This window comes from Pseudonocardia kongjuensis, assembly GCF_039526905.1.
GTDB classification, from domain to species: Bacteria; Actinomycetota; Actinomycetes; order Mycobacteriales; family Pseudonocardiaceae; genus Pseudonocardia; species Pseudonocardia kongjuensis.
This window is the reverse complement of sequence record NZ_BAAAJK010000027.1, coordinates 165311-186306: the sequence shown is the minus strand read 5'-3', so window position 1 is coordinate 186306 and position 20996 is coordinate 165311. Positions and strand designations below refer to the sequence as shown.

The following is a 20996-nucleotide window of genomic DNA, read 5'->3' as shown; positions in this document are numbered from 1 at the left end:
TCACCCGTCCCGCCGGGCTCAGCGGCGGCGCCGCAGGCCGCGGGCGGGACGGGCGACCGGGTCACCGGTGCGTGCGGCGTGCGGCACGCGGGTGGCCAGCCACGCGCCGGCGAGGATGAGCACCGTCCCGCCGACCGTCCGCGGGCCGACCGGCTCGGACAGGACGACCGCGCCGGCCACGACCGCCACCACCGGGGCGACGTAGGTGATGAGGGCGGCGCGGTCCGGCCCCGCGATCGCGATGAGCCGGAAGAAGGCCACGAAGCCGCCGGGTGTCGCGACCAGGCCGAGCGCGGCGAGCGCCACGAGTCCCGCCGGTGACGGCGCCGGGAACGGTCCGGCCGTCAGCGCCGGGAACGACTCGGCCGTCAGCGCCGGGAACGACTCGGCCGTCAGCGCCGGGAACGACTCGGCCGTCAGCGCCGGGAACGGTTCGGCCGTCAGCGCCAGGACGGTGAGCGCCGGTGCGGCGAGCACCAGCATGGCGGCCACCACCGGCATCGCGGGCAGGTCGCCGAACCAGCGGCCGACCAGCAGGGCGCCGACGGCGTAACAGGCGGCCGCGACGATGATCAGTCCGGCGCCGGGGCCCGCGCCGTCGACGCCGAGCAGCACGACCACCCCGGCGAAGCCGACGACGAGCCCGATCAGCGCGGCGGGCGTCGGCCGGGCCCGCGCCCCGAGCACCAGCCCGACGACCAGCACGAACATCGGCTCGGTGGCGATCAGGACGCCGGACGTGCCGGAGGGGACGGTCTGCCCGCCCAGCGGGATCAGGCTGAACGGGACCACGACCTCGACCAGGGCGAGCAGCGCGAGCCGCCCCCATCGCCCGGCCAGCAGCGCGCGGTGCCGGCGCCGGAACGCCAGCGGGACCATGACGACCAGCGCCAGCAGGACCCGCGCCGCCGCCGTCGAGAGTGGACCGGTTCCTTCCTGCAGCGCGACGCCGATGAACAGGTACGGGACGCCCCACAGCACCGACACCGCGGCGAACAACGCCCAGCCCTGCCCGCCCATCCGGTCCACGGGGTGAAACGGTATGCCGAGCGCCGCCGTCGTCGAAGACGCTTCGGAAGGTCTTGCGGCCGGATACTTTCCGTTCGCATGGTCGTCCGGTGCAATCGTGTGCATGAGTGAACTCGATACGATCGATCGGCAGTTGCTCGCGCTGCTGCAGGCCGATGCCCGGCTCGGATACCGGGAGCTCGGCCGCACCGTCGGGATGAGCCCGCCGGCAGTCGCGGCCCGGGTGCGCCGGATGGAGCGCGACGGTGTGATCACGGGTTACGGCGCCCGGGTCGATCCGATCGCCGCCGGCCACGAGGTGCACGCGTTCGTCGTGGTGACGACGGCCGGTCGCCGGCAGTCGCTGGAGCTCGCCCGCATGGCGCACGCCCGGCCGACGGTCCTGGAGGACCACCGGGTCACCGGGACCGAGGACCACGTCCTGCGGGTCGTCGCGCCGCGCATCCGGGATCTCGAACCGCTGATCGACGACCTGAACGGGCTCGGGAAGCCCGCCACGTCGATCGTGCTGTCCTCACCCAAGCCGTGGTCGCCGGTCCCGCCGCCGGATCTCGACGGTCCGCCGCTCATGTAAGTAGCTCCGGGACCTGATCGGCCTGGGGTTCTCGGGTTGCATGCGCCTCCCGGCCGGTCCGGTGGGTGGCGTCGAGGTGCGCTCTGAGGGCGGGCATCGTGTTCGTGCCTCGTTGGGCTGATTGCCACCGCTGCCCTGGCCACGGATGCCCCGGATCAGGGAAGTAGACCGGCGCCAGTCGAGGTCGGGTCTGGTTGCACCGTCGAGGCCGGGCCGGCCGGCCACGCCCGGGCCCGGGAACAGGCCTACCGCTGGGTCGACCCGGCCGGGCTCGCGCGCAGCCTGCCCGGTCTGGCCACCATCGGCGCCCCCGCCCTGGTCGCGGGGCTGGGTGACCCGCACCGGTTTCCCACCGCGCGTCACGTCCGCTCGTTCACCGGACTCGCCCCACGAGCGTCGGAGACCGGTGAGGCCGACCGCAAGGGCCGGCCGATGTCCGAGGCCGGACCGGCGCTGATGCGCACCACCCTGATCCGGGCCGCGGACAACGCCCGCCGCCAGGACCCGCAACTGGCCCGGATCTACCACCGCCAGATCGTCGAGCGCGGCGCGAACCACACCGCGGCCCTCTGCGTCGTCGCGGCCGTGCCGGCCGAACGGGCCTGGACGGTGCTGCGCCGCGGCATGCCCCATGTCGTCTGCGACACCGACGGCCACCCGGTCACACCGGCCGAGGCGAAGGCGATCATCGCCGAACAGTGGACCGCCCCGGCCGAGGTCCGGGCCCGCCGCCGCAGCCGCAAACCCGACCCGACCAACCGGGCGGGGAGGGCCCCTCGGTGAGTCCACACAGGACGCGACAGGTCAGGCCCCCACAGGCGTCGACAGACGAGGCGACCCTCCCACCACCCATCGTCCCGCCGGATTCGAGCGGACCGCAAGCCCCGGCCTTGACACCCGATCCTGCATAGGGAATCAGCCCAGTGCGACCAGCAGCGCCAGGGCGGACATGACGACCAGCAGCGGCGTCATGACGAGACGTTCGCTGCGGGACGGGGAGACGGCGTTCGGCAGCGTGTTGAGGACGAGGAAGCCGAACACCACCCACATCCCGGTCCGTGCGGCGCCCTGCGGGTACACGTCGATCACGCCCGCCCGGTCCAGGGCGAGTGTCGCCATCAGTGCGTAGACGCCGACCGAGAGCGCCGCGGCGACCCGCAGGCCCGCCGGGAGCGCGCCCGGGTGCCGCCCGCCGAAGGTGAACCGGCCGAGCGGCGCGCCGAGGACCAGGGCGACCTGGAAGACCGCGAGGACCGCGAGCACGGCGACGAGCAGGAGCGCGGGGAGCACGTCGCGAGGTTATCGCCCGTGGGTCGGGGGCCGGCGCAGGTCTCATCGTGCGGTGATGCCGGCGGTGAGCTCGTCGAAGCTGATCACCCGGACCTGTGGCGGCCCCGTCTCCACCTCGGCACGGATGCCGGGGGGCGTGCGGTCGGTGGGCGGCCGGGGTGACGGGACGACCCGGTTCGGGTCGGGTGTGCGTCGTGGCCGGCGCTGGGGGTCGATCCAGCCGGGTGGGACGAACTCGGGCCGCCCGCCGGTCAGGTGGATCTCCCACCGGGAGTGGTGGACGAGCCGGTGGTGGACGCGGCAGAGCAGGACGAGATTGTCGAGATCGGTGGCGCCGCCGTGCTGCCACGGCACGATGTGGTGGGCTTCGCACCAGGCAGGTGGCCGGTCGCATCCCGGATGGGCGCAGCCGCGGTCGCGCGCGGTGAGGGCACGGCGTTGGGCGACGGTGACGGTGCGTGTGGCGCGTCCGACGTCGAGCGGCCGGCCGTCGCCGGCGAGGACGACCGGCAGGACGGCGGCATCACAGGCGAGCATCCGCAGCGCGGCGGGATCGAGCCGGCCACCGTGGTCGGCGGTCGCGGCGCCGGCTCGGCGTTCGAGATCGTCGAGCCGGATGGTGACCACCACCTGGGGGCGCCGCCCACCGGACTCGGGCAGTACCCGGCCCGGAGCGTGGGCCAGGGCGAAGCCGCAGAGCTCGGCGAGCGCTTCGGCGGCGCGTTCGGGGTGGTCGCGGACGTCGTCGGCGTCGGACGGTGCCGCGAGACCGTCGAGGCTGGTGGCGATCCGGTCGAACATCTCGGCGTCGTCGAAGTGGGCGCGCAGGGTGCCGCCGGGACGGTTCCGGTGCCGGGTGATGCGGAGCTCGTTGACCATGGGTGTCGGGCCGTCGTCGTCGGGTTCCGGGCCGTCCTGGTCGAGGGCCTCGAGGAGCTGGGTGCCCCAGGTGTGCAGCTCGGCGGGGGTGCAGAGGACGGCGTGTTCGGCGAGGGCCTCCTCGGCGCCGGCCAGGGTGCCGTCGTCGAGCCGGGTGGCCGGTGCCGAGCGCAGCAGCGTGGCGATCACCTCGACGTGGCGCAGTGACGTCTCGCCGGAGGCGAACACGGTGGCGGTCGCGGGGAGCCGGGCGGGGAGCGGGGTGCCGTCGAGCCCGGTGCGGGTGCTGACGGCCTCGGCGGCGATGGTGAAGCGGCGGGCGCGGCGGGGTTCCCAGCGCAGCAGGTCGGCCAGGGCGGCGGCGGGGGTGCGGTAGCCGCGCTCGGCGTAGATGCCGCGCCGGCGAGCGCGGTGACCGCGGCGTGGTCGAGGCGGCGGATGGTCGCTTCGATGGCGAGCTGGAGTGCGCAGATCTCGTCATCGGTGGCGGTGTCGAGGAGCGCGGTGAGGTCGTCGGCGGCCGCGGTGAGGCGGTCCTGCGCGTGAATGACCCGTTCGTACATGTGTTCGATTCTAGCGGACTGAGTCCATGTTCGACAGTCGGTTGTCGCAGTTGGGGGACCGTTCGTCGTTTGCGATCGTGAACGGGGTGGGGCCGGGTTCGGCGGTTCGGGGCTCGGGGCTCGGGGCTCGGCCGAGCGAGGGTGAGCGAGGGTGGGCGGCGTGGCGAGGCGGCGGATGCGGGGGTGGGGCCGGTCGGGAGCCCGTGGCGTTCGGCGCGTGCCGCCGGAGCCGGAGCCGGAGCCGGAGCGGGTGCGGTGGGGTCGAGAACGGCCCGCGGGAGTCCGGTGCCGGGGGCGTGGGTGGTCCGGCGGAGTCTGCTGCCGGTCCGGCCGGCGGCTGTGGGGGTGGGCTGTCGGTCTGGTCGGCGGCTGTGGGGGTGGGCTGCCGGTCCGGTCGGCGGGGTCGAGAGGTGGGCTGCCGGTCCGGTCGGCGGGCCCACGGGTCCGGTGCGTTCGTCGCTGGGGCGGAGGCGGCCCGGTCGGTCTGTCGCCGAGTGGGAGGTCCGGCGGACCCTGGTGGTCGGGCGGTGAGGTCGGTCCCGGAAGGTCCGGCGCGGGGTGTGAGGTCGGATCCGGGGAGCCTGTTGCCCGGCGGCGGACCCGGGGAGTGCGTCGCCGGTGCGGTGGTCGTATCCGGGGAGATCTGCCGCCGAGGCGGCGGGTCCGGCGGGCTCCGGAGCCGAGGCGGGGTGGGCGGCCTGGGGGCCCTGCCGCCGGGGTGGTGTGCGGCCTGGGGGGCCTGCCGCCGAGGTGGTGCGCGGCCTGGGGGGCCTGTTGCTGAGGTGGTGCGCGGCCTGGGGGGCCTGTTGCTGAGGTGGTGCGCGGCCCGGGGAGCCTGCCGCCGAGGTGGTGGTCGGCCAGGTGGAGCGTGTCGCCGAGATGGTGGTCGGCTCGGGCGGAGTGTCGCCGGGGACGGGCGGGCCGGCGGGGAGCGCGGAGGGCATCTCCGACGGGAGAACCCGCCGGGGCCGGCGGGCCCGGGCGACCCGTTCGTGGGTCCGTCCCGCCTTCGGGGTCCACCGTTCCGGTGACAATTGCGCGACCTACTCCCGTTCGCACTTTCGGACCTGCGCAGCGGACGGTGTCCGGCATCATCCGTTCGATGGTCGGGAACGACCCGATCGGGAAGCAACCCTCGGGTACGGTCACTCTCGATGCATATTCCGAGCCGTCGACCCGACCGACCGCGCAGCACCGCGAGGAGCGCGCGGGCGCTGCTCGTCGCCGCGACGCTGTTCGCGACCGGCGGGCTCGCGATGCCGCAGGTCGCGGCGGCTGCGGAGGCGCCGGCAGGCGCCTCGGCCGAGCGCGGGGACGACATCGTCGGCGGCCTCGCCGAGATGCTCGCCGACGCCACGATCACGCTCGGCGGGAACGATTATCCGAATCCGCTGCGATTGCAGGACGGAAACGCGGTGGACGGCCCGGAATCGTGGGAGAACGTCCGCCGCGAGGAATTGCTGGCCGATTTCCGGGAGCACGTGTACGGGGAGAGCCTGCCGCTCCCGACGGAGCAGACGTTCGACGTGTCCACGTCCGACACCGGCGACGTCGTGCGCAAGACCGTCACGATCGGCGTCACCGGGCCCGAGGGCTCCGGCAGCTTCGACCTGCGGCTGTTCGTCCCGCAGGGCGACGGCCCGCCGCGCGGCACCTCCCTGATGATCGACCACCGCGGATCGGTCGGCGACGATCCCGGCCAGTCGTCGGGCTACGCACCCGTCTCGACGATCACCGGCGCCGGGTACGCGTTCGCCGTCATCGACGCGAACGATCTCGCCCCCGACGACAGCGGCAGCTACCGCGACGGCGTCATCAACCTGTTCCACCCGTCCGGCCGGGACCTGCCCGACGACGCCGGCCGCGCGATCAGCGCCTGGGCCTGGGGCGCCAGCCGGGCGATGGACTACCTGGAGACCGATCCGGACATCGACCCCACGAAGGTCGGCGTGATCGGCCACTCGCGCAGCGGGAAGGCGTCGCTGTGGGCGGGTGCGCAGGACACCCGGTTCGCCGCCGTCATCACCAACAACTCCGGATCGACCGGCGCCAAGCTCGCCCGCCGCGGCGACGGCGGGGTGGGCGCCGAGACGGTCGCCCGGATCAACAGCTCGTTCCCGCACTGGTTCCCGCAGACCTACCGCGAGTACAACGACAACGAGAGCGCCCTGCCGGTCGACCAGCACGAGCTGATGGGGCTCGTCGCGCCGCGGCGCCTGGTCGTCGGCAGCGCCACCGACGACTCTAACGCCGATCCGCAGGGCGAGTTCCTCGCCTACGTCGGCGCCGCCCGGGTCTACGAGCTGTACGGCCTGGGGGACACCGGCCTCGGCTCGGACGACTGGCGGCCCGAGACCGACCGCGCCCACCGTGGCCCGGCGATGAGCTACCACCTGCGTTCCGGCGGGCACGGCCTGACCGGTGCCGACTGGGACGTCTACCTCGACGGCGACCTGTTCTCCCGGGCCGCCGCCCCGGCCGGGCTCTGACCCCCGCCGGGATCGACGCGCCACCGGCCCGCGCGGACGCGCCCCCGCGGCCGGCAGGATCAGCGCGCCGCGCCGACGCGCCCCCGCGGCCGGCAGGATCAGCGCGCCGCGGTGACGTCGCGGCCCGCGGCGATCGCGGCGGCGTCGTCGAACTCCCGCTCGATCTCGGCGTTCGGGACGTGGGTCAGCCTGCTCACGACCACCGCCAGCAGCACGTTCACCGCGAATCCCGGCACGATCTCGTACAGCTCGACGCCCGCGATCGGCGGGGCCCAGGTGTCCCAGACGAACACGGTGACCGCCCCGCCGACCATGCCGGCGAGCGCACCCCAGTTGGTCAGCCCGCGCCAGAACAGGCACAGCAGGATCGCCGGGCCGAACGACGCGCCGAACCCGGCCCAGGCGAACGCGACGAGATCGAGGATGGTGCCGCCCGGGTCGAGCGCGATCACGGCGGCGATCACCGCGACGGCCAGCACGCAGGACCGGCCGAGGACCATCAGGGTGCGCGGCGAGGTGTCCCGCCCGACGACCTTGTAGAGGTCCTCGACGAACGCTGACGAGCTGACGATCAGCTGGCTCGACACGGTGCTCATGATCGCGGCCAGCACGGCGGCGAACACGAAGCCGACGACCAGCGGGTGCAGCAGGATCTGGGACATCGCGAGGACGACGAGCTCGGGATTGTCGAGCTCGTTCGGCGTGGTGTGGAAGAACGCGATGCCGACGACGCCGCAGGCGACCGCGCCGAGCAGGGACAGGATCATCCAGCTCATCCCGACCCGGCGGGCCGGTCCGGCGGACGCGGCGTCGCGCATCGCCATGAAGCGCACGATGATGTGCGGCTGCCCGAAGTAGCCCAGGCCCCAGGCCGCGGCCGAGACGATGCCGAGCACCGTCGCGCCGGACAGTGCGGCGCCGCCGAGCAGCGACAGCCGGTCCGGGTCGACGGCGGTGACGGCCGCCGTCGTCCCGCCGATCCCGCCGACCGAGAAGATCGCGATCACCGGCACGATCAGCAGCGCCAGCAGCATCATCGTGCCCTGCACGACGTCGGTCAGCGAAGCGCCGAGGAACCCGCCGATCATCGTGTACGCCAGCGTGACGACGGCGACGATCAGCATGCCCGTCAGGTACGACCCGCCGAACGCGAGCTGGAAGAACTCCCCGCCGGCCACCATCATCGACGAGACGTAGAAGGTGAAGAAGACCAGCACGATCGCGCCGGAGGCGATCCGCAGCGACCGCGACGAGTCGTGCAGCCGGTTCTCGAAGAAGCTCGGGATGGTGATCGAGTTCCGCGCCACCTCGGTGTAGGAGCGCAGCCGCGGCGCCACGAACCGCCAGTTCAGGTAGGCGCCGGCGGTCAGCCCGATCGCGATCCACGCCTCGATCAGCCCGGCCGCGTAGATCGCCCCGGGCAGCCCCATCATCAGCCAGCCGGACATGTCGGACGCCCCGGCGCTGAGCGCGGCCGTCCACGGGGGCAGCTTGCGCCCGGCGAGCATGTAGCCCTCGTGGTCGGCGGTCTGCCGGTAGGCGTAGTAGCCGATTCCCATCATCACCGCGAAGTAGACGACGAGCGCGACGATCTGGAAGGTCTGGTCGTGCATCACGAACCTCTCTGTTCGCTGTGCGGGTCAGACGGGGGTGGGGACGGCGGCCGGGACCGGCACCGGGTGCGGCGTCCCGAACCGGTGCGCGGTGACCGACACGGCCTGCTCGCGCAGGAAGGTCAGCAGCTCGACCCGCCCGGCGGTGACGACCGGGCCGTCGTACACGGCCAGCGCCGGCGAGCCGCCGGTCACCCCGGCGACGTCCGCCGCACGGTCGCCGACGAGCCGGACCCGGCCGCCGCCGGCGGCGAGGGTGCGCAGCCGGTCGTGCCAGGCGGCGTCGTCCTCCACCAGGACGGTCACGCCGAGCCGGGCCAGGTGCGCGTCCAGCGCGGCGGGCAGCGGCGCGGCGGCGCTGACGGCCGACGGCGCCGACGCGCGCAGGCCGGCGGCGACGATCCGCAGCAGCTCCACCGGGCGGCCGGTCGCGTACCGCACGGTGACCGGCACCGGGTGGTAGCGCAGCACGTTGTGCTCGCAGCTCAGGCCGGTCGCGTCGTGGGCGATGCCGTAGCCGGCCGCCCAGGCGTCCGCATCGGTCGCCAGCGCGCCGCGCAGCCAGTCCCGGTCGGCGTCGGGCAGCGCGACGTCGAGCACCCGGTCCGCGAGCGGATCGGCCCCGGTCCCGGCGGCGCCGACCGGGTCGTCGGACCAGGTCCCGAAGCCGAACAGGTAGCTCGGCCCGCCCGCCTTCGTGCCGGTGCCGACGGCGGCCTTCTTCCAGCCGCCGAACGGCTGGCGCTGCACGATCGCCCCGGTGATCCCGCGGTTGACGTAGAGGTTCCCGGCCTCGACGGTGCGCAGCCAGGTGTCGATCTCGGTCCCGTCGAGCGAGTGCAGGCCGGAGGTGAGCCCGTACTCGACCCGGTTGACCAGCCCGATCGCCTCCTCGAGGGTGTCGGCGGTCATGATCCCGAGCACCGGGCCGAAGTACTCGGTGAGGTGGAACTCCGAGCCCGGCGCGACGCCCTCGCGCACGCCCGGCCGCCACAGCGTCCCGTGCTCGTCGAGCCGCTCGGGGGTGATCACCCAGCTCTCGCCGGGCCCGGTCGTGGTCAGGGCGGACGCCAGCTTGCCCGACGCCGGCTCGATCAGCGGGCCGACCTGCGTGCCCTCGGTCCAGGGCAGGCCCACGTGCAGCGAGGTCACGGCGTCGACGAGCTGGCGCCGGAACCGCCGGGACGTCGCGACCGAGCCGACCAGGACGACCAGCGACGCGGCCGAGCACTTCTGCCCGGCGTGCCCGAACGCGGAGCGGGCGACGTCCTTCGCGGCCAGGTCGAGATCCGCGGCGGGGGTCACGATGATCGCGTTCTTGCCGCTGGTCTCGGCCAGCAGCGGCAGATCGGGGCGCATCGAGCGGAACAGCTCGGCCGTCTCGTAGGCGCCGGTCAGCACCACCCGCTCGACGGCGGGATGGGTGATCAGCGCGGAACCGAGCTCGTGCTCGTCGAGCTGGACGTAGCGCAGCACCTCGCGCGGGACGCCCGCCGCCCAGAGCGCCTCGGCGACCACGGCCGCGCTGCGCCGGGCCTGGTCGGCCGGCTTGAGGACGACCGGTGAGCCGGCGGCGAGCGCGGCCAGCGTCGAGCCGGCCGGGATCGCCACCGGGAAGTTCCACGGCGGCGTCACCACGGTCAGCCCGGCGGGGGAGAAGCGGGCGCCCGCGACGTCGTCGAGCCGGCGGGCCTGCTCGGCGTAGTAGTGGGCGAAGTCGATCGCCTCGCTGACCTCCGGATCGCCCTGCTCCAGCACCTTGCCGCACTCGGAGCCCATGACCTCCAGCAGGTCGGCGCGCCGGGCGGCCAGCTCGTCACCGGCCCGGTGCAGGATCTCCGCGCGCCGGTCGGCGCCCAGCCCGCGCCAGGCCGGGCCGGCGTCGCGGGCGCCGGTCACGACGTCGTCGAGCTGGGTCCGGGTGTGCACCCGGCCGGCGTCCGCGGTGCCGGTGCCCAGCGCGCTGTCGCGCATCCGGGCGCGGATCGCGTCGCCCCAGGCGCGGTTCGCGGCGACGGCGGTGTCGGTGTCCGGGGTGTTGGTGAAGCCGTCGGTGGGCGCGGCCGGTTCGGGACGGCTGCGGTCCTGCACCCGGTTCGGCGCGGGCACCGAGGTGGGGACGGTCGCGACCGAGGCCAGGAACCGGTCGCGCTCCCGCTCGAACAGGTCGTGGTCGCGGTCGATGTCGAACGCGGCGGACATGAAGTTCTCCCGGGACGCGCCCTCCTCGAGCCTGCGGACCAGGTAGGCGATCGCGACGTCGAACTCCTGCGGGTGCACGACGGGGGTGTAGAGCAGCAGCGACCCGACGTCGGCGCGTACCGCGGCGGCCTGCGCGGTCGCCATGCCGAGCAGCATCTCGACGTCCATCCCGTCGAGGCAGCCGCGGCGCCCGGCGAGCAGCCGGGCCAGCGCGATGTCGAACAGGTTGTGCCCGGCCACCCCGATCCGGACGGCGGCGGTGTGCTCGGGGCGCAGCGCGTAGTCCAGCACCGCCTTGTACGACGCGTCGGACTCCTGCTTGCTGCCGCAGGTCGCGAGCGGCCAGCCGTGCAGCTCGGCGTCGACCCGCTCCATCGGCAGGTTCGCGCCCTTCACCACCCGGACCTTGATCGGGGCGCCGCCGCGGGCGACCCGCGCGGCCGCCCACTCCTGCAGCCGGACCATCGCGCCGAGCGCGTCGGGCAGGTACGCCTGCAGCACGATCCCGGCCGGCAGGTCGTGGAACTCGGGGCGCTCCAGCAGCGTGGTGAACACGGCGAGGGTCAGGTCGAGATCGCGGTACTCCTCCATGTCGAGGTTGAGGAACTTCGGGCCGCCGGGCGCGGAGCGGGCCAGCCGGTAGAGCGGGGCGAGCGCCTCGACGGCGTCGGCGACGGCGGCGTCGAACGACCACGGGTCGTGCGGCGCGACGGTGGACGAGACCTTGATCGAGACGTAGTCGACGTCGTCGCGGGCGAGCAGCGCGCGGGTGCCCTCGACCCGGCGGTCCGCCTCGTCGCGGCCGAGGATGGCCTCGCCGAGCAGGTTGACGTTCAGCCGGGTGCCCGGACGGTCGCGGCGGATCCGCCGGATCGCCGGGCCGAGCCGGCGCTCGGAGGCGTCCACGACGAGATGGCGGACCATCCGGCGCAGTGCGGCCCTGGCCACCGGGACGACGACCCCGGGCGCCACCCGCCCGGCGACCGCGCCGGCCCGGATCGCGGTGCGCAGCGGCCACGGCAGGAAGCGCGGGACGATCGGGACCAGGGTCGCCAGGTGCCGGGCGGCGGCCCGCGGGTCCTCCGGCCGGATCACGCCGTCGACGAAGCCGACGGTGAAGGCGAGCCCGTCCGGGTCCTGCAGCACGTCCGCGAGCCGGCGGGCGGAGCGGTCGACCGGTTCCCGCCGCGCCGTCTCCAGCCAGCGCCGCACCAGCGCGACCGCCTCGGTCGCCAGCTCCTCGTCGATCACGACGCCGTTCGTCACGCTCACGCTGCACCCCTCCGCTCGTCCGCCGTTCCCGGGAAGACGAGAGTCCCAGCCCACATACGTCGATAAAAGCGACGATAAGTGAACGCTATTATTCGGTTGGACCGAAAGGTGTGACCGATGTGGGATCTCCACCGGCTCCGGCTGCTGCACGAGCTCAGCCTGCGGGGGACCGTGACCGAGGTGGCGCGCACGCTCAACTACGCGCCGTCGAGCGTGTCCCAGCAGCTGGCGAAGCTGGAGGAGGAGGTCGGGGTCCGGCTGCTCGAACCGGACGGGCGCAGGCTCCGGCTGACCCCGCCCGGCGAGCTGGTCGCCCGGCACGCGGCGGAGGTCCTCGACCTGGAGGAACGGGTCCGGAGCAGGCTGGCCTCGGCGGAGCCGGTCGGCGAGACGGTGCGCCTGGCGACACTGGAGACGACGGCCCGGGCGCTGCTGCCGCACGCGCTGACCCGGTTGCGGGGCACCGCGCCGCACCTGCGGCTGGAGGCGTCGGTGGTCCCGCCCGAGACCGGACTGGCCGAGCTGGAGACCCGCGGGTTCGACGTCGCCGTCGCCGAGCAGTACCCCGGCCACAGCCGGTCGCACCGGGCCACGCTGGACCGCGAGCCGCTCGGCACCGATCCGGTGCGGCTCGCGGTCGCCGCGGGCTCCGGGGTGACCGGCCTCGCCGACGCCCGGGACCTGCCCTGGGTGATGGAGCCGGCGGGGACCGCCGCGCGGCAGTGGGCGGTGCAGCAGTGCCGGGCGGCCGGGTTCGAGCCCGACATCCGGTTCGACTCCGCCGACCTGGAGATCCACGTGCACCTGGTCCGGGCCGGGCACGCGGTGAGCCTGCTGCCGGACCTGGTGTGGACCGGGAACCGGGACGGTGTGCGGCTGATCGGGCTCGCCGGCCCGTCGCACCGCGAGCTGTTCACCTCGGCGCGGCTGGTGTCCGCGGGGCATCCGGCGATCGCGCAGGTCCGGGCCGCGCTCGCGGACGCGTTCGCGGTCGTCGGTGCCGGCCGGCCGGTCAGCCGGTGAGCCGGTGCAGCGCGTCCCGCAGCGCGCGCTCGGCGTCGTCCGCGGACAGCCCGCCGATCAGCACGCGCACGGTCAGCCCGTCCGCGGTGGCGATCAGTGCCCGGGCCGCGGCGAGCGGGTCGTCGAGCGCGGGGGCGATCGCGGTGACCAGCCGGGCGGCCGCGCGCTCCTGACCGTCCTTCGCGTCGGCCAGCATCGCGGCGAGCGCCGGATGGTGGATCGCGGCGGCGGCGTACTGGTGGAACACCGACACCCCGGCGCGCTCGGCCGCGGTGCGCGGGATCGGGTGCCCGACGAGCTGCCACAGCTGCTCGCGGTCGTCGGCACCGGCCGTCGCGTCGGCGTGCTGCTCGGCGGCGCCGGTGAGCATCGCCGCCAGACCGGCCCGGACGAGCTCGTCCTTGCTCGCGAACCAGTACTGGATCCGGCCGACCGAGACGCCCGCGGCGGCGGCGACGGTGCGCATGGACACCGCCGCCATGCCGCGCTCGGCGATCACCTGCCAGACGGCGTGGATGATCGCCGCCCGGCGGTCGTCGGAGGCCATGGCCGCCACTGTAGGCGAGATCGATACGACTGTATTAGAGTCGCCGTCAATACAATCGTATTGACGGAGGTGTCCCCGTGCGCCGGTTCCTGAGCGTCGTCGCGGTGCTGGTGGTGGGCTGGCTGGTGGTCGAGAAGGTCGTCTCGCTGGTCGCGCCGGAGCCGACCGTCGGGCACTGGCGCAGCGAGCAGGGCCGGGACGCCTACCGCGCCGCGTACGACGGGGTGATGGCGACGCTGCCCGCACCGAGCGCCGTGCACGACGTCGCGGTCGACCACGGCAGCGTGCGGGTCTACGAGTGGCGGGCCACCGGTCCGTCGTCCGGCGACCGGCTGCCGGTGGTGCTGCTGCCCGGCATCCGGTCCGGCGCGCCGATGTGGGGGGAGAACCTGGGGCACTGGATCGGTGATCGCACCGTCTACGCGATGGACGCGATCGGCGACTCCGGGATGTCGCTCCAGTCGGTGCCGCTCACCTCGTTCGACGACCAGGCCACCTGGGTCGAGCAGGCGCTCGCCGGGCTCGGGCTGGACCGGGCGCACGTCGTCGGGCACTCGTTCGGTGCGGCCACCGCGACCGCGCACGCACTCGCCCACCCGGGCCGGGTGGCGTCGCTGACGCTGCTCGAACCGGTGCTGGTGCTGCACGGGCTCCCCGCGTCGACCTACCTGTGGTCGACGCTGCTGCTGGTGCCCGTGCCGCAGTCCTGGAAGAACCGGGCGATGGCCGAGATCGGCGGCGTCACCGTCGAGGAGGTGCGGGAACGCACACCGATGTCGGTGATGATCGACGAGGGGGCCCGGCACTACGCGGCCGTCACCCTGGTGCCGCGCACCCTCACCGACGACGAGTGGCGGTCGCTGCGGATGCCGGTGCGGATCGACATCGCCGGGGACCGGTCGCTGGCCGGTGGCGCGCAGGCCGCGGAGCGGGCCAGGGCGCTGGGCATCGACCCGGTGACCGTCCGGCCGGGGACGACGCACTCGCTGCCGATGCAGGACGCCGGGCCGCTCGGCCCGGAGCTGGAGCGGTACTGGTCCGGGCACGACCGGTGAGGCGGCCCGCCGAGATGCAGATCAGCGGGCCGGATCCGCCGGGTGCGGCCCGCTGAGCTGCATCTCGGTGACTGCGGTCCGCCGGTCGATCGGGTTGGCGGCGAACAGCTCGGACAGCCGGACGGCGTCTTCGAGCCTGGCGAAGGCGCCGGTCGGATGCCGGTCGATCTCGTCCAGGTAGTCGGCGCGCATCGCGGTGGGGAAGCCGTCCCGAGGGTGCCTGCCGAGCACGGCGGCGAGCGCGTCGTCGTCGATCAGCTCCTGGGCGAGTCCCGCCACGTCGAGCGCCGCGCCGGCCTGCACCAGACGCAGTGTCGGATCCTGCTGCCGGTCCAGCTCGGTGTGTCGCAGGATCGCCTGCTCGACCAGGCGGATGCGGTCGTGCTCCCAGCCTCTCGCCTCGAGCATCCGGGCGGCGAGATCGGCCCCGACCCGCCCGAACTCATGCTCGGCCGAGCAGTGCTCCCCGGTGAGCCCGAGGTCGTGGATCATCGCTGCGACGAATGCGGCCTCGTGGTCGAGGTCCTCGTCGACCACCAGGGCACCGAACAGGTAGGTGCGGTGGCTGTGGTGCAGCAGGAACGGCGGTGCCAGGGTTCGGGCCAGGTCGGCTGCAGCGCGGGCGGTCGGGGTGTCCGGAACACTGATCATCGGGTGTGCCCTCTCGGTGGTCGGTGCGTTCCAGACTCGCCGCGGACGGCCACGTCCTCCATGACCGGAACCGTGCAGATCCGGACATCGGCGGGTCTCGCATGACCGCGGCCGCGGCGTTCGGCGACGATGGCGGACGTGCAGGGTGGATCACCCCGTGAACGGGTCGCGGTCGCGGTGTTCGACGGCGTCGAGCTGCTCGACGTCACCGGGCCGGTACAGGTGTTCAGCACCGCGGACCGGCTCGCGTCGGGCCCGGGTCGATACCGGCCGGTGCTGGTCGCCGAACGTCCCGGGACGGTGCGCTCCGCTGCCGGTCCGGAGCTGGTCGCGCAGCGGTCCTGGGACGAAGCGGTCGGCACGCTCGTCGTCCCGGGAGGTCTGGAGGCCGGCGGGGACGGGGTCCGGCCGATGCTGGACGGACCGTTGGTGGAGCTGCTGGCGCGATCCGGACGTGGGGCCGCCCGGATCCTCTCGGTGTGCACCGGTGCGCACGTCCTCGCTGCCGCGGGCCTGCTCGACGGCCGCCGGGCGACCACGCACTGGGCCACCGCGGCGGCGCTGGCCGCGGAGCACCCGCGGGTGCGGGTCACCCCGGACGCGCTGTTCGTCCGGGACGGCCCGGTCTGGACCTCCGCCGGGGTGGCGTCCGGGATCGACCTCGCACTCGCCGTCGTCGCGCTCGACCGGGGACCCGACATCGCCCGGCGGGTGGCGCAGTGGATGGTCGTGCACCTCAACCGGCCAGGCGGGCAGAGCCAGTTCAGTGCCCACCTCGGTCCGCGTGTCCCGCTCTCCGACCGGCTCGCCGGACTGCTGGCCTGGATCTCGGCGCACCCCACCCAGGATCTGTCCGCCGACGCACTGGCCCGGCGGCTCGGAGTCGGTCCCCGCCACCTGGCCCGGCTGTTCCGCCGCGAGCTCGGGGACACCCCGGCTGCACACGTCGAGAAGGTCCGTCTGCAGGTGGCCCTCGACCTGCTGGTGCGCACCGACACGGCACTGCCCGGGGTGGCGACGGCGGCCGGGTTCGGGTCCACGACGGCACTGCACCGCTGCGTCGTCCGCCGCCACGGGGTGAGCCCCGGCGAGTACCGGCGCAGGTTCGGGGCGGGTCCCGCGACGGACTGAGCCGGTGCTCAGGCGGCCAGCAGCATCGCGAGCGGCGCCGGGACGCACACCAGCACCAGCAGCACCAGGTTGCGCACCCGGTGCTCGCGCAGGATCGCGACGAACTCGCGCAGCACGGCGCTCGGCCAGTAGTACCCGGCGGTCGGGGCGCCGACCGCCTGTGCGTCGATGCCGAGCCTGCGGGCCAGCACCGCGGCCCGGAACGCGTGGTAGTTGCTGGTGACGATCAGGCCGCTGCCGGACACCTCGTCGCGCACCAGGGTGTCGGAGAACCGCAGGTTCTGCTCGGTGTTGCGGGACTCCGTCTCGGTGCGCAGCGCGGCCGGGTCGGCGCCGTGCGCGATCGCCCACCGGCGCATCGCCTCGCCCTCGGCGAGCTGCTCGTCGCTGCCCTTGCCGCCGGACAGCACGAGCAGCCGGGCCGACCGCCGGTCGAACTCGTCCATCCCGGTCCGGATCCGGGAGGCCAGCAGCGGTGGCACCTCGCTGCCGCGCAGCCCGGACCCGAGCACCAGTACCCAGTCCGCCGGCCGGTCGTGCACCAGCCAGGCGTAGAGCCGCGCGTAGCCGAGGAACGCGACGAACTGGAACGCGAGCAGCAGCGCCGTCACCGTGCAGAACAGCCACAGGGCGCGCATCCACGGCGTCCCGTTCAGCAGCACCGGCACCGTCACGACCAGCAGCGCGACGATCGCCAGCCCGGCCAGCAGGGACAGCGAGTTGCCCGCGCTCACCCGTTCCCGGCGCAGCATGACCACGCCGTTGAGCAGCAGGAACCCGGCGAACACCAGCGCGATCAGCGGGGAGACGACGGCCAGGAACAACCCGGTCGCGACCACCGGGTTGCTCCCGACGATCCCGAGCGTCGCGGCCGCGTTGCCGACGAGCAGCGCGGCGAGCAGCAGCCAGTAGGCGTTGCCGAGCCGGCGCGGATCGGTCCGGATGCGGCGCCGGACGAACAGGCACACGCCGACGGCCAGCAGCAGGGGCACGACGAAGGACAGGATGAGCAGGACGATCACCGCGAACTCGGTCATGATCGGCCCATCCTGCCGTGTGCCCGGGCGCGTTCCGCGGAACGAACCGCGGCGCACACCCGGTCGTGGCGGGGGACGTGCCGCGGGCACGCGTCGTGCGGAGGGCCCGCGTCGCACCCCTGGCGCCGTCCCGCACCTCCAGGACGATCGCGCACCCCCGGTACCCGGTGCGGCGCCGTTCCCGGGGTGCGCGGAGGGTGGCGCCGAGCCCCGGACCGCCGCCCGGCGACCCGCCCGGCGACCCGCCCGGCGACCCGCCGGTGGGACGATCCCCGCATGCTGCTCAACGTCCATCACGCCGGTGACCCCGACGGCCCGCCGGTGCTCGCCGTGCACGGCGTCACCGGGCACGGACTGCGGTTCCGCCCGCTGTTCGACGCGTGCCCGCAGCTGCGCTGGATCAGCGTCGACGTCCGCGGGCACGGCCGATCCCCCTGGGCGCCGCCGTGGAACCTGGAGCGGCACGTCGCCGACGCGCTCGACGTGCTGGACGGGCTCGGGATCGGGCGGGCCGCCGTCGTCGGGCACTCGTTCGGTGGTGCGATCGCCACCCACCTCGCCCGCACCGCGCCGGACCGGGTGAGCCGGCTCGTGCTGATCGACCCGGCGATCGGCCTGGACCCGGACGACATGCTGGAGCGGGCCGAGGAGTTCCGCGCCGACCAGTCCTGGACCGACGTCGCGGCGGCCCGCGCCGACCGGGTCGCGACCTGGCCGGGGGTGTCCGGCGAGCTCGTCGACGCCGAGCTGGCCGACCACCTGGCGGAGCGCGACGGCGCGCTGCGCTGGCGCTACTCGCGGGCCTCGGTGGTCGCGGCCTGGTCGGAGATGGCCCGCCCGGCGGTCGTCCCACCGGCCGGCCTGCCGACCCTGGTGCTGCCCGCGACCGGCGCCGAGTTCGTCCGCGACGGGTGGCTGGACGCCTGCCGGGCCGAGCTCGGTGACGACCTCACGGTGCACCCGTTCGACACCGGCCACATGGTCTACCTGGAACGACCGGCGGAGACGGCGGCCGAGCTGCGGGCGTTCCTCACCACGCCGTAGTGGTCAGGAATCGAGAAGCGCTGCGGGACCCGCCCCTCATAGCGTGACGGTGACCGTCCGGGCGGGCACCATGGTCCGGATCTCGTGAGCGGGCCCGGGGCATCGGGCGCACCGCACGACCAGGGGGGACCACCGAATGAGCACGTCCGAGCGGCACGCCGCCGACAGCCACGACCTGATCCGGGTGCACGGCGCGCGGGAGAACAACCTGCGCGACGTCAGCGTGGAGCTGCCGAAACGGCGGCTGACCGTGTTCACCGGGGTCTCCGGCTCCGGCAAGAGCTCGCTGGTGTTCGCGACGATCGCCGCCGAGTCCCAGCGGATGATCAACGAGACGTACAGCACGTTCGTGCAGGGGTTCATGCCGACCCAGGCCCGGCCGGACGTCGACCTGCTGGACGGGCTGACCACCGCGATCATCGTCGACCAGGAACGGATGGGCGGCGACGTCCGCTCCACCGTCGGCACCGCCACCGACGTCGGTGCGCTGCTGCGGATCCTGTTCAGCCGGATCGGGGAGCCGCACGTCGGCTCGGCGAAGGCGTTCTCGTTCAACGTCGCCTCGATCAGCGGCAGCGGCGCGGTGACCGTCGAGAAGGGCGGCCGGCAGATCAAGGAGCGCCGCGAGTTCGAGATCATCGGCGGCGCCTGCCCGCGCTGCGAGGGCCGCGGCAACGTCTCCGACTTCGACCTCACCGCCCTCTACGACGACTCCAAGTCGATCGTCGAGGGTGCCCTCACCATCCCGAACTACTCGGTCGACGGCTGGTACGGGCGGATCTTCGCCGGCTCCGGCTTCTTCCCGGGCGACAAGCCGATCTCGTCGTTCACGAAGCCGCAGCTCGACGCGCTGCTCTACAAGGAGCCGACCCGGATCAAGGTGGACGGCGTCAACGTCACCTTCGAGGGGCTGATCCCGCGGATCGAGAAGTCGTTCCTGGCCAAGGACCGGGAGGCGATGCAGCCGCACATCCGGGCGTTCGTGGACCGGGCGATCGTGTTCCGCACCTGCCCGGACTGCGCGGGCACCCGGCTCTCCGAGCTCGCCCGCTCGTCGCGGATCGGCGGCGTCAACATCGCCGACGCCTGCGCGATGCAGATCAACGACCTCGCCGAGTGGGTCCGCGGGCTGGAAGGCGAGTCGGCCGCGCGGGGTGTCGCCCCGCTGCTCGCCTCGCTGCGGGAGACCCTGGACTCGTTCGTCGAGATCGGGCTCGGCTACCTGTCGCTGGACCGCCCGGCCGGCACCCTGTCCGGCGGCGAGGCGCAGCGCACCAAGATGATCCGGCATCTCGGATCGTCGCTCACCGACGTCACCTACGTGTTCGACGAGCCGACGATCGGCCTGCACCCGCACGACATCGCGCGGATGAACGACCTGCTGCTGCGGTTGCGGGACAAGGGGAACACCGTGCTCGTCGTCGAGCACAAGCCGGAGACGATCGTGATCGCCGATCACGTCGTCGATCTCGGCCCGCGGGCCGGGACCGACGGCGGCCAGGTCGTCTACGAGGGCACGGTCGCCGGTCTGCGGTCCAGCGGCACCCTCACCGGCCGGCACCTCGACGACCGGGCGCGGATCAAGGAGTCGGTGCGGACGCCGTCCGGCGCGCTGGAGATCCGCGGCGCGGACAGCCACAACCTGCAGGGGGTCGACGTCGACGTCCCGCTCGGCGTGCTCACCGTCATCACCGGGGTGGCCGGGTCCGGCAAGAGTTCGCTGATCCACGGCTCCGTCGCCGGCCGCGACGGCGTCGTCGTGGTCGACCAGGGCGCGATCAAGGGATCGCGGCGCAGCAACCCGGCCACCTACACCGGGCTGCTCGAGCCGATCCGCAAGGCGTTCGCGAAGGCCAACGGGGTGAAGCCGGCCCTGTTCAGCGCCAACTCCGAGGGTGCCTGCCCGAACTGCAACGGCGCCGGGGTCGTCTACACCGACCTGGCGATGATGGCGGGCGTGGCGACCACCTGCGAGGTGTGCGAGGGCCGCCGGTTCGACTCCTCGGTGCTGGAGTACCGGTTCGGCGGGCGGGACATCAGCGAGGTGCTGGCGATGCCGGTCGCCGAGGCCGAGAAGTTCTTCGGTGCCGGCGAGGCCCGGACGCCCGCCGCGCACAAGATCCTGGAACGGCTGGCCGACGTCGGGCTCGGCTATCTCACCCTCGGCCAGCCGCTGACCACGCTGTCCGGCGGCGAGCGGCAGCGGCTCAAGCTGGCCGTCAACATGGGGGAGAAGGGCCGGATCTACGTCCTGGACGAGCCGACCACCGGACTGCACCTCGCCGACGTCGAGCAGCTGCTGGCCCTGCTGGACCGGCTCGTCGACTCCGGCCTGTCGGTGATCGTGATCGAGCACCACCAGGCGGTGATGGCGCACGCCGACCGGATCATCGACCTGGGGCCGGGCGCCGGGTACGACGGCGGCCGGGTGGTGTTCGAGGGGACGCCCGCCGAGCTCGTCGCCGACGCGTCCACGCTGACCGGGCAGCACCTCGCCGCCTACGTCGGAGGCTGATCCCCGGGCCACCCGCGATCCGACCCGGGCCCCGCACCCCGGCTCCCGCCGAGATGCAGATCAGCGGGGTGCCGGCACCCGG

16 protein-coding genes are annotated in these 20996 nt (G+C 74.0%); 8 read left to right on the top strand and 8 right to left on the bottom strand.

Features of this window, described 5'->3' with window-relative positions; genetic code table 11:
- Positions 1-18: 18 nt before the first annotated feature.
- The gene (locus ABD160_RS22160) at positions 19-1020 is read right to left on the bottom strand and encodes a DMT family transporter (protein ID WP_344025607.1); all 1002 of its coding nucleotides are present in this window, start codon (positions 1018-1020) and stop codon (positions 19-21) included.
- Between the two features lie 22 nt (positions 1021-1042).
- Here ABD160_RS22160 and ABD160_RS22155 point away from each other — a divergent pair, with 22 nt between their 5' ends.
- Positions 1043-1603, top strand: a complete 561-nt coding sequence (locus tag ABD160_RS22155) for an Lrp/AsnC family transcriptional regulator (RefSeq protein ID WP_344025516.1) — start codon at positions 1043-1045, stop codon at positions 1601-1603.
- Positions 1604-1720: 117 nt separating this feature from the next.
- Entirely contained in the window at positions 1721-2386 is a 666-nt protein-coding gene (locus ABD160_RS22150; protein WP_344025605.1) for a transposase, read from the top strand.
- A 132-nt stretch (positions 2387-2518) separates the two neighbouring features.
- On the opposite strand, the gene ABD160_RS22145 is transcribed toward ABD160_RS22150, so the two are convergent.
- Complete coding sequence (locus ABD160_RS22145; RefSeq protein WP_344025514.1) at positions 2519-2893, bottom strand: hypothetical protein; 375 nt, start codon at positions 2891-2893, stop codon at positions 2519-2521.
- 42 nt (positions 2894-2935) lie between these two features.
- A complete protein-coding gene (locus ABD160_RS22140) occupies positions 2936-4243 on the bottom strand; it encodes an HNH endonuclease signature motif containing protein (protein ID WP_344025603.1) in 1308 nt (435 codons plus the stop codon).
- A gap of 1246 nt (positions 4244-5489) precedes the next feature.
- Between ABD160_RS22140 and ABD160_RS22135 the strand changes: the two genes are divergently transcribed.
- Positions 5490-6824 (top strand): glucuronyl esterase domain-containing protein, encoded by a 1335-nt coding sequence (locus ABD160_RS22135; protein WP_344025512.1) that lies wholly within the window; start codon positions 5490-5492, stop codon positions 6822-6824.
- A 98-nt stretch (positions 6825-6922) separates the two neighbouring features.
- Here the strand turns inward: ABD160_RS22135 and putP are convergent, their stop codons facing one another.
- Both putP and ABD160_RS22125 read right to left on the bottom strand, forming a co-directional pair.
- Positions 6923-8437 (bottom strand): sodium/proline symporter PutP, encoded by a 1515-nt coding sequence (gene putP / locus ABD160_RS22130; RefSeq protein WP_344025509.1) that lies wholly within the window; start codon positions 8435-8437, stop codon positions 6923-6925.
- 27 nt (positions 8438-8464) lie between these two features.
- Positions 8465-11911, bottom strand: a complete 3447-nt coding sequence (locus ABD160_RS22125; RefSeq protein WP_344025506.1) for a proline dehydrogenase family protein — start codon at positions 11909-11911, stop codon at positions 8465-8467.
- Positions 11912-12028: 117 nt separating this feature from the next.
- On the opposite strand from ABD160_RS22125, the gene ABD160_RS22120 reads away from it, so the two are divergent.
- On the top strand, positions 12029-12934 hold the full coding sequence (locus tag ABD160_RS22120) for a LysR family transcriptional regulator (protein ID WP_344025504.1): 906 nt from the start codon (positions 12029-12031) through the stop codon (positions 12932-12934).
- On the opposite strand, the gene ABD160_RS22115 is transcribed toward ABD160_RS22120, so the two are convergent.
- Positions 12924-13481: a TetR/AcrR family transcriptional regulator gene (locus ABD160_RS22115; RefSeq protein WP_344025502.1), complete on the bottom strand. Its 558-nt coding sequence runs from the start codon at positions 13479-13481 to the stop codon at positions 12924-12926. The two genes, ABD160_RS22120 and ABD160_RS22115, sit on opposite strands and share 11 nt — an antisense overlap.
- Before the next feature lie 77 nt (positions 13482-13558).
- Here ABD160_RS22115 and ABD160_RS22110 point away from each other — a divergent pair, with 77 nt between their 5' ends.
- On the top strand, positions 13559-14536 hold the full coding sequence (locus tag ABD160_RS22110) for an alpha/beta fold hydrolase (protein ID WP_344025500.1): 978 nt from the start codon (positions 13559-13561) through the stop codon (positions 14534-14536).
- 21 nt (positions 14537-14557) lie between these two features.
- On the opposite strand, the gene ABD160_RS22105 is transcribed toward ABD160_RS22110, so the two are convergent.
- The gene (locus tag ABD160_RS22105; RefSeq protein ID WP_344025498.1) at positions 14558-15187 is read right to left on the bottom strand and encodes an HD domain-containing protein; all 630 of its coding nucleotides are present in this window, start codon (positions 15185-15187) and stop codon (positions 14558-14560) included.
- A gap of 138 nt (positions 15188-15325) precedes the next feature.
- Here ABD160_RS22105 and ABD160_RS22100 point away from each other — a divergent pair, with 138 nt between their 5' ends.
- The gene (locus tag ABD160_RS22100) at positions 15326-16318 is read left to right on the top strand and encodes a GlxA family transcriptional regulator (protein ID WP_344025496.1); all 993 of its coding nucleotides are present in this window, start codon (positions 15326-15328) and stop codon (positions 16316-16318) included.
- An 8-nt stretch (positions 16319-16326) separates the two neighbouring features.
- Here the strand turns inward: ABD160_RS22100 and ABD160_RS22095 are convergent, their stop codons facing one another.
- Positions 16327-17355 (bottom strand): YdcF family protein, encoded by a 1029-nt coding sequence (locus tag ABD160_RS22095; RefSeq protein WP_344025494.1) that lies wholly within the window; start codon positions 17353-17355, stop codon positions 16327-16329.
- Positions 17356-17631: 276 nt separating this feature from the next.
- On the opposite strand from ABD160_RS22095, the gene ABD160_RS22090 reads away from it, so the two are divergent.
- Together ABD160_RS22090 and ABD160_RS22085 are read left to right on the top strand one after the other, a co-directional pair.
- On the top strand, positions 17632-18399 hold the full coding sequence (locus tag ABD160_RS22090) for an alpha/beta fold hydrolase (RefSeq protein WP_344025492.1): 768 nt from the start codon (positions 17632-17634) through the stop codon (positions 18397-18399).
- A 136-nt stretch (positions 18400-18535) separates the two neighbouring features.
- On the top strand, positions 18536-20914 hold the full coding sequence (locus ABD160_RS22085; protein ID WP_344025490.1) for an ATP-binding cassette domain-containing protein: 2379 nt from the start codon (positions 18536-18538) through the stop codon (positions 20912-20914).
- Positions 20915-20996: the final 82 nt, after the last annotated feature.